A 16,456-nucleotide genomic window follows, 5' to 3' on the forward strand; every position below is an offset into this window, starting at 1 on the left:
AGGTCTCTGTGAAGAGCCAGACCGTGCTACCCGCCGAAGTTCGCGCACGCCTCGGCGTCGGCCCGGGTGATCGTCTTCGCTACGTGATCACGCCGGACGGTATCCGCATCGAAAAGGCGCGGCCCGAGGGTGAAGATCCCTTCGTGACCTTCACGGAATGGGCCGGTGCCGCCGACGAAGAAGCCTATGGCAATCTCTAGGGACCCCGACGGACGCATGGTGTCCGCGGGCGCCGTGGTGGTTGTCCCGTTTCCCTATTCCGACCGTCTCGCCGAGAAGCGTCGCCCGGCCGTCGTGGTCTCGGGACAGGCCGTCGCCGAGGCGGGATTCGTCTGGATCGCCATGATCACCAGTGCGAACAACCCCGCGATGGGGGGCGATCAGGCGATCGACGATCTTGTTGCTGCCGGGCTTGATGCGCCGTCCGTCGTCAGGCCCCTCAAGCTGGCCTGCATCGAACCCGCTCTCATCCTCAGGCGGATCGGGACACTGCCGCCGCTGGCGGCCGGCGCGGTTTTCGAGGCGATCCGCGACAGGATCGGGCCGGGAAGGCCGGCGTGACGACGCAATCCATGTTCGTGCAAACCCCAGGAGTCCCCATGTCCAAGCACGTCGCCGTCCTGATGGGCGGGTGGTCCTCCGAGCGGCCGGTCTCGCTGAATTCGGGCCATGCCTGCGCCGATGCCCTGGAGGGCCAGGGTTTCCGCGTCACGCGGGTCGACGTCCAGCCGGACATCGCGACGGTGCTCACCGAGCTGCGGCCCGACGTGGCCTTCAACGCGCTGCACGGTCCGGCGGGTGAGGACGGCACCATCCAGGGGCTGCTGGAGCTGCTCCGCATCCCCTACACGCATTCCGGCGTGCTCGCCTCGGCGCTGGCGATGCATAAGGAACGTGCCAAAGTGATCATGCGGGCGGCCGGCGTGAGCGTCCCGGAGGGCCGCGTCGTTAACCGTCATGAGGCCGCAAAGTCACACGTGCTGACGCCGCCCTACGTGCTCAAGCCGGTGGCCGAGGGCTCCTCCATGGGGGTCATCATCGTGCGGGACGGACGCTCCCATCCGCCCCAGGAAGTGGGCCGGGAGGATTGGGGCTATGGCGATGAAATCCTTGCGGAAACCTATGTCGCCGGGCGCGAGCTGACCTGCGCCGTGATGGGCGACAGGGCCCTCGGGGTGATCGAGATCAAGCCGGCTTCGGGGGAGTGGTACGACTTCGACGCGAAGTACGCCGAGGGGGGGTCGATCCACGTTCTCCCGGCAGAAATTAAACCAAATCTTTACCAGCGTGTCCAAGAGTTGTCGTTAACGGCGCATCAAGCACTCGGGTGCCGGGGCATCAGCCGTGCGGACCTTCGCTACGACGACACACCGGGGGGAACCGGTGCCCTCGTCGTGCTGGAGGTCAACACGCAACCCGGCATGACGAAGACGAGCTTGGTCCCGGAGATGGCAGCCCATGCGGGCTATAGTTTCGGTGAGCTCGTCCAATGGATGGTGGGGGACGCAACGTTGGGCCGGTAGGGGCCGAAGGCCCGTTCGGCGGCCAGGGTCCGCTCGGGCCCGCCGCCGGCACGGTCGCCTCCGTTCGTGCGTCGCTGGCCGCCCGCCTGCGCCGCATCACGCCTCCCGGTCGCCGCTCGCGCCTCGCTAACCCGATCGAGCGGCGCATCCCGCGCCACCTCGGCACGGCGGGCTTCTCCCTCTCCTTCGCGGCCCTCGCCCTCGCCGGCTTCGTCGGCAGCGGCGCCTATGATCGCTTCGTGGCCGAGCACGGCCGCCCCCTCGACATCGCGGCGCGGATCGCCGGCTTCGGCGTCGAGCGCGTCACCATCTCGGGGATCGCCCGCCTCTACGAGCGCGAGGTCTTGCAGGCCGCCGGCATCGACGGGCACTCCTCGGTGGTCTTCCTCGATGTGGCGGAGGCCCGCGAGCGCCTCTTGGCGGTCCCGCTGATCGCCAGCGCCTCCGTGCGCAAGGTTTACCCGAACGAGATCGTCATCACCCAGGTCGAGCGCGAGCCCGCCGCCCTGTGGCAGCGCAACGGCGAGATTGCCGTGATCGCCGCCGACGGAACGGTGATCGACCAGATGCGCGACGACCGCTACGCCGCGCTTCCCCTCGTGGTCGGCGACGACGCCAACCTCAAGCTCAAGGACTACCTCGCCCTGATCGAGGCGGCCGGCTCGCTAGCCGAGCGGGTCAAGGCCGGGACCTACGTCTCCGGCCGTCGCTGGACCCTCAAGCTCGACGGCGTCGACATCCGCCTGCCCGAGACGGGCGCCACCGAGGCCCTGGCCCGGTTGGTCAAGCTCGAGCGCGACAACCGCATTCTCGAGAAGGACATCATCGCGGTGGACCTGCGCATGCCCGACCGGGTGGTGGTGCGGCTCACCGAGGAAGCGGCCGCGGCCCGCGCCGAATCCCAGAAGAAGTCCAAGCCCAAGGGGACCAGCACATGAGCCGCACGATCCGTCCGGCGCATCCCGCGTCCCGTCCCCGTTTCACCGCCTCCGCCCGGTAGCCCGATGCACGACCCGCACGGCCTCACCCCACGCCTGAAGCCCCTCTCCGCCCGGCGCAGCACCACCCTCTCGGTGCTCGACATCGGAACGAGCAAGGTCGTCTGCCTCATCGCCGAGCTCCAGCCGGCCGAGGCCCTCACCACCCTGCGCGGGCGCACCCACTTCGCCCGCGTCATCGGCATCGGCCACCAGCGTTCGCAGGGTCTCAAGGGCGGCGTCATCGTCGACCTCGAGGCGGCCGAGAGCGCGATCCGCCAGGCGGTCCACGCCGCCGAGCGGATGGCGAAGGTCGAGGTGCAGTCGGTCATCGTCAACATGTCCGGCGGCCGGATCGGATCGCAGCACTTCGAGGCCCGCGTCGGCACCCGCACCGGCACCGTCACGGGTTCCGACGTGGAGCGCGTGCTGGAAACCGCCTCGGCCCACGGCGTCAGCCCCGGCCGTGCCGTGCTCCATGCCCTGCCCACCGGCTACGCCATCGACGGCCAGGGCACGGTCATCGATCCCTTGGGCATGATGGGCGACGCCCTCGGGGTCGACCTCCACGTCGTCACCGGCGAGGCGGCTGCCGCCCGCAACCTCATGCTCGCCGTCGAGCACTGCCACCTCGGCGTCGAGGCGGTGATCGCCACGCCCTACGCCGCCGGCCTCTCGGCCCTGGTGGACGACGAAGCCGAGATGGGCGTCGCCGTGGTCGACATGGGCGGCGGCACCACCAGCGTCGGCGTCTTCTCCGGCGGCCACCTCGTCCACGTGGACGCGGTCGCGGTCGGCGGGCACCACGTCACCATGGATATCGCGCGCGGCCTCTCCACCCGGGTCGCCGCGGCCGAGCGCCTCAAGACCCTCTACGGCTCGGCCATCGCCACCGCCTCCGACGAGCGCGACATGATCGCGGTCCACGGGGTGGGCGAGGATGAGGGCGATGCCCCCAACCACGTGCCGCGCTCGCAGCTCGTGCGGATCATCCGCCCGCGCGTCGAGGAGGTGGTGGAACTGGTGCGCGACCGTCTGCGCGCCGCCGGCTTCTCGGCCCAGGCCGGGCGCCGGGTGGTGCTGACGGGGGGCGCGAGCCAGCTCGTCGGCCTGCCGGAGGTCGCCCGCCGGGTGATGGAGGGCCAGGTCCGCATCGGCCGGCCCCTCGGCATCCGCGGCCTGCCGGAGGCCGCCAAGGGACCCGCCTTCTCCGCCGCGGTGGGCCTCCTGGTCTACCCGCAGGTGGCGCATGCGGAGCATTTCGAGCCGCGGGGCCACGGGGCCTTCGCCGGTACGGGAACGGACGGCTACCTCTCGCGCGTCGGTCGCTGGATCCGCGAGAGCTTCTGAGACGACCGCCGGCACGCCCGAAACCCCGCGGGGTGGGCGTGCATGGCCAGACCCAAATCGGCGCCCTGACTTCAAGGCGGGCGTCAAACGAAACGTGAAAGGCACGAGAGGCTCGACACCATGGCCATCAGTCTGCAGGCGCCGGATATCCGGGAACTCAAGCCCCGCATCACCGTCTTCGGTGTCGGCGGAGCCGGCGGCAACGCCGTCAACAACATGATCGAATCCGGCCTGCTGGGCTGCGAATTCGTGGTCGCCAACACCGACGCCCAGGCGCTGACCTCCTCGAAGGCCGAGCGCGTGATCCAGATGGGTCTCGGCGTGACGCAGGGCCTCGGCGCCGGCTCGCACCCCGAGGTCGGCTCTGCCGCCGCCGACGAGGTCATCGACGAGATCCGTGACCAGCTCTCCGGCGCCCACATGTGCTTCATCACCGCCGGCATGGGCGGCGGCACCGGCACCGGCGCGGCGCCCGTCATCGCCCGCGCCGCCCGCGACATGGGGATCCTCACCGTCGGTGTGGTCACGAAGCCGTTCCAGTTCGAGGGCGTGCGCCGGATGCGCACGGCCGAGGCCGGCATCCAGGAGCTCCAGGCCGCAGTCGACACCCTGATCGTGATCCCGAACCAGAACCTGTTCCGGGTCGCCAACGAGAAGACCACCTTCGCCGACGCCTTCGCGATGGCCGACCAGGTGCTCTACTCGGGCGTCGCCTGCATCACCGACCTGATGGTCAAGGAAGGCCTGATCAACCTCGACTTCGCCGACGTCCGCGCGATCATGCGCGGCATGGGCAAGGCCATGATGGGGACCGGCGAGGCCTCGGGCGAGAACCGCGCCAACCGCGCCGCGGAAGCCGCCATCGCCAATCCGCTCCTCGACGACGTCTCGATGAAGGGCGCCCGCGGCCTGCTGATCTCGATCACCGGCGGCAACGACCTTACCCTCTACGAGCTCGACGAGGCTGCCACCCGCATCCGCGAGGAGGTCGACTCGGACGCCAACATCATCCTGGGCGCCACCTTCGACGAGAGCCTCGACGGCATCATCCGGGTTTCCGTGGTCGCCACCGGCATCGAGCCGGCGCTGATCGCCGCCAACTCCCAGAACAACCCCGACATCGTCCAGACCGAGCAGCGCATCGCCGAGGTCGCCGAGCGTCTCCGTGCGGAAGCGAGGGCGCGGGCCGCACAGCCCGCGTCGACCTTTCGCCCCCTCGGACAGGACGGAGCCGTAGCGACCCCGGCCGCGCAGCCCGCTGCTCCGGCGTCGCTGCAGGCCGCCCCGATCCAGGCCGCTCCGGTCCAGGCTCCGGTGCAGCAGATCCTGCGCGCCCCCGAGCCGGTGGCCCTCGCCCCCGAGCCCATGCGGGTCGAGCTGCCCCAGTCCCCGGTGATGCGCGACGAGGTGATGCTGACGCAGACCCAGCCGCGCGCCGCCATGTCCTACGAGCCCGCGCCGATGCCGGCGCCCGAGCCTGCGCCCCAGCATGCCGCCGGCCCCTTCGTGCCGCCCCGGCCGGCCGTGGCCGTGGCCCGCGCCCCCCGCATGCCGCAGATCCAGGACCTGCCGCTTCCCGCCCAGGCCCAGCTCCGGGCCCGCGAGGAGCAGCCGGCCGAGCCGGCGGGCGATTCCAAGCGCATGACGCTGCTGCGCCGTCTCGCGACGGTGGGCTTCGGCGGACGCCGTGAGGACGTCGAGGCTGCGTCGCCTGCGCCGATGCGGGCGCCCGCCGCACCGATCTCGCAGGCCGCCGCGCCCGCGGACTACGCCAAGCGCGCTCCCGTGCAGGCTCCCCCGGCCTACCGTCCGGCCCAGGGCAACCTCGATCCCCAGGGTCGCGTCGCCCCCCAGGCCCGCATGATGGACGACGACCAGCTCGAGATCCCGGCCTTCCTGCGCCGCCAGGCGAACTGAACCCGGGGTCCGGCGGACCCTCAACGCCCAGGCTGAGATATTTCAGCCACAGGCCCGGAGCCTCGCGGCTCCGGGCTATGCCTATTGTTAAACCGTTGTTCCAAAACGAGATTCAGATTCGCTGGTGGAAACCGCGGCTGTAACACAGCGTAAGAATCCGTGATTTGGCCTGCCTTTGAGGCGCGGCTATACGAATTTTGGAACGACAAGGCGCGGTGGTTTCGACCATCAGACGCCGGCAGGGGCTTCAAGCAGCGGACGGATCGCAAGGGGCGCAGGGCCCATCCCGACGGGATGGGCGCGCCCGATCACGGCCGAGGGCTATGGAATGCGAACGAACCAACAGACGACACTCAAAGCCCCCGCCACCCTGAGCGGCATCGGCGTCCACTCCGGGAACCCGGTCGCGATCACGCTGCATCCGGCGCCCGCCAATCACGGCATCGCCTTCCTCCGCACCGGAATGCCCACCGGCAACGACCGGCTCATCAAGGCCCATCACGCCTGCGTCTCCGCCACCGAGCTCTGCACCGTCATCGGTGACGTTGAGAGCGGCGCGGTCGCCACCATCGAGCACCTGATGTCGGCGCTCTACGGTCTCGGGATCGACAACGTCCTCGTCGAAATCGACGGCCCCGAGATGCCCATCCTCGACGGCAGCGCGCTCCCCTACGTACAGGCCATCGACGCCGTCGGTACCGCGAGCTGCGGCGCCGCCAAGCGCTGGATCAAGGTCCTTCGCTCCGTCCGCATCGAGGTCGGCCGGGCCTTCGCCGAACTCCGCCCCATCGACCGGGGCTTCCGCCTCGACGTCGAGATCGATTTCGAAAACCCGGTGATCGGCCGCAGCCGCAAGGCGATGGACCTCACCCCCTCCGCCTACCGCCGCGAGATCGCCGGAGCCCGCACCTTCGGCATGATGCGGGACGTGGAGCGCTACTGGAAGGCGGGCTTCGCCCTGGGCGCCTCCCTCGAGAACACCGTCGCGGTCGGCGAGACCGCCGTCGTGAACCCCGAAGGCCTGCGCTACGCCGACGAGTTCGTCCGGCACAAGTTTCTCGACGCCGTGGGCGACCTCGCCCTCGCAGGTCTCCCGATTCAGGGCGGCTACCGCTCCTACTGCGGCGGACACCGCATGAATGTCGGCGTCCTCACCGCACTGTTCTCCGATCGCGCCAACTACGCCATCGTCGAGGGGCCCAGCGCCCGCCGCGAGACCAGCCTGACCGAGTTCGGCGCCAGCCTCGGCATCGCCGCCTTCGTGGGCGATCTGTAGCGCCACCGACACACAGCCTTCGTTTCTGTCCAGGGCGTGGCCCGCCCGCCGCTTTCGCGCCCAAATCGCGCTCCACGGTGAATCGAGCGTGAAACGGGACGTCCGTCCGGTGTGCAGCGCACCCGGATCGTGGCATGAGGCCGTCAGCCACGCGACCGACCTTTGTGATGGCTTGACGACGCGAGTCCGGGAACGGACCCGTCTGTTGGGGGAACACCGGAATGCGCCTTACTCATCCCAACCGCGGTGCGATGGCGGCCGTGCTGGTGTCCGTTATCGGCTTCGGCCTCGGCGGATGCGACGCCCTCGACTCGATCAATCCCTTCGCCGAGAAGTACAAGCCGGAAGTCGTTCCGGATGTTCCCGCCGACAAGCTCTACAGCGAGGGCTTGGCGCGCATGGAGGACAAGGACTACGAGGGCGCCTCGAAGAAGTTCGGCGAGCTCGACAAGGCCTACAGCTATTCCGACTGGTCGCGCAAAGCGCTGCTGATGACGGCCTACGCGAATTACGAGGGTGCGAAGTACGACGACGCGATCAACGCCTCGAAGCGCTACCTGCAGCGCCATCCGGCGAGCAAGGATGCGGCCTACGCCCAGTACCTGATGGCGATGTCGCACTATAAGCAGATCCCGGACGTGACCCGCGACCAGGACCGCTCTGAGAAGGCGCTCGCCGGCCTGCAGGAGCTTGTCCAGAAGTATCCGACCTCCGAATACGCGGCCGACGCCAAGGCCAAGATCCAGATCACCCGCGACCAGCTCGCCGGTAAGGAGATGGAGGTCGGGCGCTTCTACCTCGAGCGCCGGAACTTTCCGGCCGCGATCAACCGGTTCCGTGACGTGGTCAGCAAGTACCAGACGACCCGTCACGCCGAGGAGGCCCTGGAGCGCCTGACCGAGGCCTACATGGCTCTCGGCCTGACCCAGGAAGCCCAGACCTCCGCCGCCGTGCTCGGCCACAACTTCCCCGACAGCCCCTGGTACAAGGATGCGCACGCGCTCCTGCAGAACGGGGGCCTCGAGCCGCGCGAGGAGAAGACCTCCTGGCTCAGCAAGGTCTATCGCGGCGTCATCGGACGCACCGCCGAGGCCCAGTAGGCCCCGGGCCCGCCCCCGCATCGAGGGCCGCTTTGCCGCTCCCCCAGGGGGGCGGCATCTTTTTGCGTGAAGCCGGCGGCACTTCGCCGTAAACACAGCGCCAGCATCCACAACGGGACCCCAGACGCGGCATGCTGAGCCAGCTCGCGATCCGCGACATCGTTCTCATCGACAAGCTCGTCCTGACCTTTCGCGAGGGCCTCAGCGTCCTCACCGGCGAGACGGGCGCGGGCAAGTCGATCCTGCTCGATGCCTTTGCCCTGGCGCTCGGCGGCCGCGGCGACGGCCGGCTCGTGCGCCACGGGGAAGGGCAGGGCGCCGTCACGGCCGTCTTCGACGTGCCCCTCGATCATCCGGCCCGGGCGCTCGCCGCCGAGGCGGAGATCGACACCGAGGGCGATCTCATCCTCCGTCGCGTGCAGATGGCGGACGGACGCACGCGCGCCTTCGTCAACGACCAGGCCGTGGGCGTCCAGGTCCTGCGTGCCATCGGCGCGGCGCTTGTGGAGATCCACGGGCAGCACGACGACCGGGCGCTGGCCGATCCCACTACCCACCGCGCCATCCTGGACGCCTTCGGGGGCCTGCAGGGCCCGCTGGTCCAGGTCGCCGAGGCCGCCAAGCGCGTGAAGGGCGCCCGCTCCGCCCTGTCCGAGCACCGGGCCCGGGTGGAGGCCGCCGCCAAGGAATCCGACTTCCTGCGCCATGCCGTGGCGGAGCTCGAAACTCTCGCGCCGGAACCGGGCGAGGAGACCACCCTGGCCGAGCGCCGCACGGTGATGCAGCAGAGCGAGAAGGTCGCGCGCGAGCTGAACGAGGCGATCGAGGCCTCGGGCGGCCCCATCGTGTCCCATCTCTCCTCCGCCCTGCGCAAACTGGAGCGCCGGGCGGCGCAGCTGCCGGCCCTGGTCGAACCCTGCGTCGCCGCCCTCGACACGGCCCTGACCGCTCTCGACGAGGCCCACAGCATCCTCGACGTGGCCCTGCGCGAGGCGGAGTTCGATCCGCGCGAGCTGGAGCGGGTGGAGGAGCGACTGTTCGCCCTTCGGGCCGCCGCGCGGAAATACCAGGTGCCGGTCGACGATCTTGCCGCCCTGCGCGTACGCTATGCCGCGGACGTCGCGGCGATCGACGCCGGCGAGGAAGCCCTCGGCGGTCTGGAGGCAACGCTGGCTGCGGCGGAGGCCGCCTACGCGAAGGCCGCCGCCAAGCTCACCGACGGGCGCAAGCGTGCGGCCAAGGCCCTCGACGCGGCGGTGAAGGCCGAGCTGCCGCCACTCAAGCTGGAGCGCGCCCGCTTCATCACCGAGATCGCCACCGATCCGGACTCCCGCGATCCGTCCGGCTACGACCGCGTGGAGTTCTGGGCCCAGACCAATCCGGGTACGCGCCCGGGGCCGATGATGAAGGTGGCCTCGGGCGGCGAGCTCTCGCGCTTCATGCTGGCCCTGAAGGTGGTGCTCGCCGACAAGGGCTCCGCGCCGACCCTGATCTTCGACGAGATCGACACCGGCGTCGGCGGGGCGGTGGCCGATGCCATCGGCGCCCGGCTCGGGCGCCTGGCCACGCGGGTCCAGGTGGTGGCCGTGACCCACGCGCCCCAGGTGGCGGCGCGGGCGGAGACGCATTTCCTGATCGCCAAGGACCCCGTGAAGGGCAGCGACCGGGTCGCCACGCGGGTCGCCTCCCTGGAAGCGCCGGCGCGCCGGGAGGAAATCGCCCGGATGCTGGCCGGTGCCACGGTGACCGACGAGGCCCGGGCCGCGGCGGCACGCCTGCTTCAGGCGGCCGACGCCTGAGCGCTGTGGGACGGCTCGGCCTTTAACGCTTTCTTAACCATGTTGGACGACACTCGTTAAACGGCGAGTGCGCTCCATTTCGGCGCCGGCGTTGGATCGCTCGAACGAGGGACTGAGACGTTGGACCAGAGAGTTTGCGACGGCGAGATGCGGGAGGACGCGACGCATGCGTGTCAGCCCAACCTGCCCGACGACACGCGGTACCGTCTCGGAACCGCGCTGCGTTCGATCTACGAAGAGACCTGCGACACCCTGCCGATCCCGGACAGCCAGATCGATCTCCTGCTGCGCCTGCGGCACAAGGAGCGGGATCTACGGCGGCTCGACTAGGACCCGCTACCAGCGCCGCGCATTCGGCTGTCGCTTGTACTCGGCGGCGCGGATCTGGGTCATGACCCGGTCGAGGCTGAGAAGCAGCGCCTTCTCGTCGTCGGCGGCCTGGTCCACGGCCTCCTGGCCGGGGCCGAACTGCCGGCGCAACTGCACCAGCGACAATTGACGTTCCAGATCCTCGCGCTGCGCATGCAGGTCGAGGAACGCGGCCTCGTCGCCGTCGATCGTGGTCGTTCGCTCCGTCACGGCTCGTCACCTTTTCTCGCCGGTCCGAAACCGGCGACGGTGATCAACGCGCGAAGTCTCCAAACCGTGCCGCGCCCGTGCGCGGCGGATCAGCGAAAGCCGCCGACGCGTCGGTCCCGCTTGCGCTCGGCCGCCGGCTGGTAGGCAATCTGCGCGTGGGCGGTGCAGTAGGGCAGGCCCGTGATCGACCGGTCGCCGCAATAGTGGAAGTCGGGCGAAGTCGGATCGCCGATGGGCCAGCGGCACATCGATTCCCGGAGGTCCATGATCGTCACGCGGCGCGAGAGCGTCAGAGCGACCGGGGCCACCACGACCGGTGCGGCTGCGGGAGCCTCGAAAGCAACCGCGGCGTCGTCGAGGTCAGGGGCCACGATCACGGGCGCCACGACCTCGAGTTCCGGCTCGCGCACGACCTTGCGCGGCGACACGCCGGGCGTCTCGGCCGACTTGACGCGGCCCGAGAGGCCGAGCCGATGGACCTTGCCGATGACTGCGTTGCGCGTCACGCCGCCGAGCTGCGTCGCGATCTGGCTGGCGCTCAGGCCATCCTCCCACAGCCGGCGCAGGAGATCGACCCGCTCGTCCGACCAACCCGGGACCGTTTCCGCCATAGCCCCCTCCGAAATCGCCCGCTTCCGTCCGTTCGACTCACGTGACGCCCCTGCACCGGGCCTGCGGCGCTGAGATCAAGACCGTCATCGGGTGAAGGACAGCGGCCCCCCGGCCGTCGATGTGCGAACCGTACAGGACGCCGAGACGCCGAGGCAAGTGCGGCCGGGATGATGCCGCGGCACCCCTGTCACCTGTCCACCGGCAAAGGCCGGGCGGCCCCGTGTCCAACGATCTCGCCCGTGCGGCCCGGATGGGCTAGAGCGGCGGCTCCGTGCCCTCCCGTCCGCCCCCGATCCTGCGAGTGTCCATGACCGCCCTGCCGCCCATCGCCGTCTTCGATCTCGACGGGACCCTGGCCGAGACCGCCGGCGACCTGATCGGCACCCTGAACGTGATCCTGCGTCGCGAGGGCCTCCAGGCCCTGCCCCTCGAGCAGGCCCGCGACATGATCGGCGCGGGGGCCAAGGCGCTGATCCAGCGCGGCTTCACGACGGCCGGCGAGCCGTTGTCGACCGAACGGCTGGAGGCGCTGTTCTCTGACTTCATCGCCCATTACAGCGATCATCTCTGCGAGCAGTCGCACCTGTTCCCCGGCGTCGTCGAGGCCCTGGACGCCCTGCGGGGCCGCGGCTTCCTCCTCGCCGTCTGCACCAACAAGTACGAGGGCCAGGCCGTGCGCCTGCTCGAACTCCTGGGCGTGGCCGACCGCTTCGCGACGATCTGCGGCCGCGAGACCTTCCCGTACTTCAAGCCGGATCCGCGCCACATCACCCTGACCATCGAGCGCGCCGGTGGCGACCCGGCCCGCGCCGTGATGGTGGGGGATTCCCGCGCCGACATCGATGCCGCCAAGGCCGCCGGCATTCCAGTCGTGGCGGTGCCCTTCGGCTACACCGACCTGCCCGTGACCGCGCTCGGACCGGACCGGGTCATCGCCCATTTCGACGAGCTCGGCGCTGCCGTGGCGGCGCTCGTCCCGAACGCGTGAAACGGGCGACGGGACTGGGCCACGAAAAAAGGGCCGCCCCGCGGGACGACCCTTTCGCATTTCAATCGAGGACGACCGCTCAGTTGATGCGGTCGGCGAGGTTGGCCGAGTGGGCGTGCTCGCCGGCGATGTAGGGCAGCGCCTGGTTGGCGAACTCACGACCCTGCACGCTGTCGCCGTTGCGGGCGTAGGAGGCGTAGAGGCCGAGGGTGCGGGCGTCCGAGTTGGCCTGCTGGTCGACGTAGGTGCGGTCGAAGTCACGGCCTGCGCGGGCGGACTTCAGGCGATCGAGCCGGCCCTGGCCCTCGGCCCCGATGGCGACGCGGCGGCCCGGCTCGGCGGGGCTGTTGTCTACGAGGCCGACACCGCCGAGGACGCCACCGACGACGCGCTGGGCGATGGTGGCCGAGATCGTCACCGGGGCGAGGACGACGCCGACCGGGTTGTCGAGGCGGGTTTCGAAGGGCTGAGTGTCGGAAACCACGGTGCCGCCAGCGGTCAGCGAGGTGCCCTCGGGCAGCAGGGCCTGGGTGGTGGCCTTACGCTCGACCAGGACGTTGTGGGCGTACTGACGGACGCGCGGGTTGCGCGAGCGCTCCAGGGCGATGCGGCTCGACTCGATGCTAACGGCGTCCGAGCGAAGGGCAGCGGCGCGGAAGTCAGAGGTGTCGGTCACGGTCGGCTGGTTGCCGTCGAACTGCGGGGCGACGCGGAAGGACAGCGGCTCCTGGGCCAGGGCCGGGGTGGCGAGGGTCGCGACCGACAGGCCGAGGGCGGCGAGGAGGGACTTGGTCATGGCGAGTTCTCTTTCCAGGGCGCCTGAACGGCGCCGTTCTTGATGATCGTTTGCGGTGCGGCAACACGTGGCCCGACCGGGCGTTCCACCCTGCGTCGCATTGGAGCATTGCGTTCGGGGGGGTGTTATTCGGCGCCTTCGACTCCAGAGCGGGTCGGTTCCCGGGAGGGGATTCCGGCGTCAGGATCGGATGTCGGATCAGCAAGCGCGCGGGTCCCTGCGCGAAGTGCGGCCGCTCCTCGACAGCCTGACCCGCTTGCCCGCGCACGCCCGAAGTCGGACGCCGTACCTCATCTCTCAGGGCCGGTGAGGCCGGCGCGGTACAACGCGTCGCCCTCCGCAATCGTGAGCGGAATCCCGGCCGCACGGCTTCGCCACCGGTGCGGGGAGCCGACCGTTGCACCGCTGTTCCGGCGGGACGGGTGGGCCGGCCCGGCGCGCGAGGCGCTTCTCAGTGCGCCTCTTCCCAGTTCAGGGCGGCGCGGGCCTCGACCACCAGCGGGACCTTCAAGGTCAGTGCGGGGGCGGGGGCGTCGACCATGATGCGGGTGATCACCGGCAGGGCCTTCTCGACCTCGTCCTCGGGCGCCTCGAACACGAGTTCGTCGTGCACCTGCAGGAGCATGCGCACGTTCAGGCGCTCGGCCCGCAGCGCTTCCTCCATGCGGATCATCGCCCGGCGGATGATGTCGGCGGCCGAGCCCTGGATCGGTGCGTTGATGGCCTGACGCTCGACGGAGGCGCGCTCGTTGGGATTGTTCGAGCGGATCTGCGGATAATGGCAGACCCGGCCGAACAGGGTGGTGACGTAGCCGAGATCCCGGCAGCGCCGCTTGGTGTCGTCGATATAGGCGCGGATGCCGGGAAAGCGCTCGAAATACTGCTTGATGAAGGCGCCCGCCTCCTCGCGGCCGATGCCGAGGCGGTCGGCGAGGCCGAAAGCCGAGATGCCGTAGATGATGCCGAAGTTGATGGTCTTGGCCCGCCGGCGCAGGTCCGGCGTCATCTCGGCGAGCGGCACGCCGAACATCGCGCTGGCGGTGGCCGCGTGGATGTCGATGCCGTCCGCGAAAGCCTGGCGCAGCTGCGGGATGTCGGCGATGTGGGCGAGGAGGCGCAGTTCGATCTGGCTGTAATCGGCCGAGATCAGGCGGTTGCCCTCCGCCGCCACGAAGGCCCGGCGGATGCGGCGGCCTTCCTCGGTGCGGATCGGGATGTTCTGCAGGTTCGGCTCGGAGGAGGAGAGCCGGCCGGTGGTGGTGGCGGCCAGCGAGAACGAGGTGTGGACCCGGTCGGTCTCCCGGTCCGCGTGCTGCTGCAGCGAATCCGTGTAGGTGGATTTCAGCTTGGCGAGCTGGCGCCATTCGAGGATCTTCTTCGGCAGCGGATGCCCGGCCTGGGCGAGCTCCTCCAGCAGGGTCGCGGGCGTCGCCCACTGGCCCGAGGGCGTCTTTTTGGCGCCGGGCAGGCCCATCTTGCCGAACAGGATGTCGCCGATCTGCTTCGGCGAGGAGACCTGGAATTTCTCGCCCGCATCCTCCTGGATCTCCTCTTCCAGGCGCACCAGGATCTGCGAGAAGTCGCCGGACAGCCGGCTGAGCATGTTGCGGTCGACGCGGATGCCCTCCGCCTCCATCCGGGCGATCACCGGCACCAGCGGACGCTCCAGGGTCTCGTAGACGGCGACGCGCTTCTCGGCCACGAGCCGAGGCTTCATCATCCGCCACAGGCGCAGGGTGACGTCGGCATCCTCGGCCGCGTAGGCGGTGGCCTTGTCCAGCGCGACCCGGTCGAAGGTGACCTTGGCCCGGCCCGTGCCGGCCACGTCCGAGAAGGTGATGGGCTGGTGCCCGAGATGGCGGCGGGCGAGCTCGTCCATGCCGTGCCCGCCCTTGCCGGCATCGAGCACGTAGGAGATCAGCATGGTGTCGTCGAAGGGCGCCACCCGGATGCCGTAGCGCGACAGGACGGCAAAATCGTATTTCAGGTTCTGGCCGACCTTCAGGACGCCCGGGTTCTCAAGAAGCGGCTTCAGCCGCGCGATCGCCGCCGCGAGGGGAATCTGGCCGGGCAGCAGGCCATCGCCGAACAGGTCGTCGCCCCCGCTATGCGTGAGGGGGATGTAGGCCGCCCGGCCCGGCGCCACGCAGAGGGAGACGCCCACGAGATTGGCGTGGTTGGAATCCAGCGAATCCGTCTCGGTGTCGACGGCGATGACACCGGCCTCCTCGGCCTCGGCGATCCAGGCGTCGAGCTGCTCGACGGACCCGATCGTCTCGTAGGCGGCCGTGTCGAAGGGCTTCACCGACTCCGCCGCCCGCGCCGCCACGAGGCCGGCGGGCGTCGGCTCGGAGGGGCCGCGGGGCTTGGGCGCGACATCGGGCAGGCCGAGGTCGGCGAAGGGATCGACCTCGCCGCTCGGGGCGCCGGACGCGGTCTCGGGATCGACGGGCACCGGGTCGCCGTGGGCGTCCGGGAAGAATGGGGCGTCGGGCGCGGGTTCGCGGTTCGGCAGCAGTGACGGGTCGGGCTGCACCGCCTCCGGGTCGACGTGGAGCATCTGGGCGATGCGCCGGGTCAGGGTGTTGAACTCCATCGCCTTGAGGAAGCCGACGAGTTTCTGCGGATCGGGCTTGGGCAGGCGCAGGTCGTCCAGCGGCACCGGAAGGGGCACGTTCTCCTCAAGCGCCACCAGCCTTCGCGAGAGGCGGGCCTGGTCGATGCTGGCGAGCAGGGTCTCGCGGCGCTTGGGCTGCTTGATCTCGGCGGCGCGCTCCAGAAGCGCGTCGAGGCTGCCGTATTCCTTGATCAGGGCCGCGGCGGTCTTCAGGCCGATGCCGGGCACGCCCGGCACGTTGTCCGAGGTGTCGCCGATCAGCGCCAGGGCGTCTCCGATCTGCTCAGGCTGCAGGCCTTCCCACTTGGCGATGATCGCTTCGCGGTCGAGGTTGCGCTCGGGCCGGTAGCCGGGCTTGCCCTTGGCGCCGGACTCGAAGTCGTAGAACCGCACCAGGGGGCCGACGAGCTGCATCAGGTCCTTGTCGGACGAGACGATGATGACGCCGGCCCCGCGCGCCTCGGCCTGGCGCGAATAGGTGGCGATGAGGTCGTCGGCCTCGTAGCGGATCAACTCGATCGGCTGCAGCCCGAAGGCCCGCACGGCGTCGCGCATCAGCGGCATCTGCCGCTTGAGGTCGTCCGGCGCGTCCGGACGGTGGCCCTTGTAGTCGGGGAAGAGCTCCTTGCGGAACGAGCCCTCCGACTTGTCGAACACGATGGCGAGGTGCGTCGGCATCACCCCGGCCGCACCCTCCTGCACGAACTGGGCGATCTTGGTGCAGAACAGCCGCACCGCGCCGGTGGGCAGGCCATCCGACGGCCGCGTGTTGTACTTCTGGTCCTGGTTGATCGACTGGAAATACGCGCGAAAGATGAACGACGACCCGTCGACCAGGATGATCTGATCGCCGGGGCCGACGGGAGCGGAAGCGGGAGACGTCATCGGGCGCGGGATCTCGTGAAGGGGATCGGGACGGCCG

Annotated in this window: 15 protein-coding genes; 11 read left to right on the forward strand and 4 right to left on the reverse strand. The window is 70.0% G+C overall.

All coding sequences use genetic code 11. The features are described 5' to 3' along the window. Positions 1–8 precede the first annotated feature (8 nt). From CRT23_RS01245 to CRT23_RS01290, 10 genes are all read left to right on the forward strand, one after another. Positions 9–200, forward strand: a complete 192-nt coding sequence (locus CRT23_RS01245; RefSeq protein WP_244477170.1) for an AbrB/MazE/SpoVT family DNA-binding domain-containing protein — start codon at positions 9–11, stop codon at positions 198–200. After that, positions 166–561: a type II toxin-antitoxin system PemK/MazF family toxin gene (locus tag CRT23_RS01250; protein WP_245435895.1), complete on the forward strand. Its 396-nt coding sequence runs from the start codon at positions 166–168 to the stop codon at positions 559–561. The genes CRT23_RS01245 and CRT23_RS01250 overlap by 35 nt, the downstream gene beginning before the upstream one ends. 38 nt (positions 562–599) lie before the next feature. Then, positions 600–1,523: a D-alanine--D-alanine ligase gene (locus CRT23_RS01255; protein WP_055947143.1), complete on the forward strand. Its 924-nt coding sequence runs from the start codon at positions 600–602 to the stop codon at positions 1,521–1,523. Further along, positions 1,490–2,461 (forward strand): cell division protein FtsQ/DivIB, encoded by a 972-nt coding sequence (locus CRT23_RS01260; protein WP_103708268.1) that lies wholly within the window; start codon positions 1,490–1,492, stop codon positions 2,459–2,461. Before CRT23_RS01255 ends, CRT23_RS01260 begins: the two co-directional genes overlap by 34 nt. A gap of 66 nt (positions 2,462–2,527) precedes the next feature. Continuing rightward, positions 2,528–3,850 carry a cell division protein FtsA gene (ftsA, locus tag CRT23_RS01265; RefSeq protein ID WP_103708269.1) on the forward strand — a complete coding sequence of 441 codons (1,323 nt, stop codon included), beginning with the start codon at positions 2,528–2,530 and terminating at the stop codon, positions 3,848–3,850. Positions 3,851–3,970: 120 nt separating this feature from the next. Next, positions 3,971–5,767 (forward strand): cell division protein FtsZ, encoded by a 1,797-nt coding sequence (ftsZ, locus tag CRT23_RS01270; RefSeq protein ID WP_103708270.1) that lies wholly within the window; start codon positions 3,971–3,973, stop codon positions 5,765–5,767. Between the two features lie 328 nt (positions 5,768–6,095). Further along, positions 6,096–7,043, forward strand: a complete 948-nt coding sequence (gene lpxC, locus CRT23_RS01275; RefSeq protein WP_103708271.1) for a UDP-3-O-acyl-N-acetylglucosamine deacetylase — start codon at positions 6,096–6,098, stop codon at positions 7,041–7,043. Positions 7,044–7,264: 221 nt separating this feature from the next. Further along, positions 7,265–8,143, forward strand: coding sequence for an outer membrane protein assembly factor BamD (locus CRT23_RS01280; RefSeq protein WP_055947152.1), 879 nt, complete (start codon positions 7,265–7,267; stop codon positions 8,141–8,143). Positions 8,144–8,274: 131 nt separating this feature from the next. Continuing rightward, a complete protein-coding gene (recN, locus tag CRT23_RS01285) occupies positions 8,275–9,942 on the forward strand; it encodes a DNA repair protein RecN (RefSeq protein ID WP_103708272.1) in 1,668 nt (555 codons plus the stop codon). Between the two features lie 120 nt (positions 9,943–10,062). After that, positions 10,063–10,272, forward strand: coding sequence for a hypothetical protein (locus CRT23_RS01290; RefSeq protein WP_146056308.1), 210 nt, complete (start codon positions 10,063–10,065; stop codon positions 10,270–10,272). Positions 10,273–10,278: 6 nt separating this feature from the next. On the opposite strand, the gene CRT23_RS01295 is transcribed toward CRT23_RS01290, so the two are convergent. Next, entirely contained in the window at positions 10,279–10,521 is a 243-nt protein-coding gene (locus tag CRT23_RS01295; protein ID WP_103708273.1) for a hypothetical protein, read from the reverse strand. A gap of 89 nt (positions 10,522–10,610) precedes the next feature. Continuing rightward, positions 10,611–11,132, reverse strand: coding sequence for a GcrA family cell cycle regulator (locus CRT23_RS01300; protein WP_103708274.1), 522 nt, complete (start codon positions 11,130–11,132; stop codon positions 10,611–10,613). A gap of 308 nt (positions 11,133–11,440) precedes the next feature. Here CRT23_RS01300 and CRT23_RS01305 point away from each other — a divergent pair, with 308 nt between their 5' ends. Then, positions 11,441–12,121, forward strand: a complete 681-nt coding sequence (locus tag CRT23_RS01305) for an HAD family hydrolase (RefSeq protein ID WP_103708275.1) — start codon at positions 11,441–11,443, stop codon at positions 12,119–12,121. A gap of 79 nt (positions 12,122–12,200) precedes the next feature. Here the strand turns inward: CRT23_RS01305 and CRT23_RS01310 are convergent, their stop codons facing one another. Beyond that, complete coding sequence (locus CRT23_RS01310) at positions 12,201–12,917, reverse strand: DUF4142 domain-containing protein (RefSeq protein WP_103708276.1); 717 nt, start codon at positions 12,915–12,917, stop codon at positions 12,201–12,203. Positions 12,918–13,368: 451 nt separating this feature from the next. Then, positions 13,369–16,419 carry a DNA polymerase I gene (gene polA / locus CRT23_RS01315; protein WP_103708277.1) on the reverse strand — a complete coding sequence of 1,017 codons (3,051 nt, stop codon included), beginning with the start codon at positions 16,417–16,419 and terminating at the stop codon, positions 13,369–13,371. Between the last annotated feature and the right edge of the window lie 37 nt (positions 16,420–16,456).

Source organism: Methylobacterium sp. V23, assembly GCF_002917135.1.
In the GTDB taxonomy this organism is placed as follows: domain Bacteria; phylum Pseudomonadota; class Alphaproteobacteria; order Rhizobiales; family Beijerinckiaceae; genus Methylobacterium.

Coding starts and splice junctions, on each gene's coding strand:
- CRT23_RS01255 (WP_055947143.1), top strand. CDS start 600: ATGTCCAAGCACGTCGCCGTCCTGATGGGCGGGTGGTCCTCCGAGCGG.
- CRT23_RS01260 (WP_103708268.1), top strand. CDS start 1,490: ATGGATGGTGGGGGACGCAACGTTGGGCCGGTAGGGGCCGAAGGCCCG.
- ftsA (WP_103708269.1), top strand. CDS start 2,528: ATGCACGACCCGCACGGCCTCACCCCACGCCTGAAGCCCCTCTCCGCC.
- ftsZ (WP_103708270.1), top strand. CDS start 3,971: ATGGCCATCAGTCTGCAGGCGCCGGATATCCGGGAACTCAAGCCCCGC.
- lpxC (WP_103708271.1), top strand. CDS start 6,096: ATGCGAACGAACCAACAGACGACACTCAAAGCCCCCGCCACCCTGAGC.
- CRT23_RS01280 (WP_055947152.1), top strand. CDS start 7,265: ATGCGCCTTACTCATCCCAACCGCGGTGCGATGGCGGCCGTGCTGGTG.
- recN (WP_103708272.1), top strand. CDS start 8,275: ATGCTGAGCCAGCTCGCGATCCGCGACATCGTTCTCATCGACAAGCTC.
- CRT23_RS01300 (WP_103708274.1), bottom strand. CDS start 11,132: ATGGCGGAAACGGTCCCGGGTTGGTCGGACGAGCGGGTCGATCTCCTG.
- CRT23_RS01305 (WP_103708275.1), top strand. CDS start 11,441: ATGACCGCCCTGCCGCCCATCGCCGTCTTCGATCTCGACGGGACCCTG.
- CRT23_RS01310 (WP_103708276.1), bottom strand. CDS start 12,917: ATGACCAAGTCCCTCCTCGCCGCCCTCGGCCTGTCGGTCGCGACCCTC.
- polA (WP_103708277.1), bottom strand. CDS start 16,419: ATGACGTCTCCCGCTTCCGCTCCCGTCGGCCCCGGCGATCAGATCATC.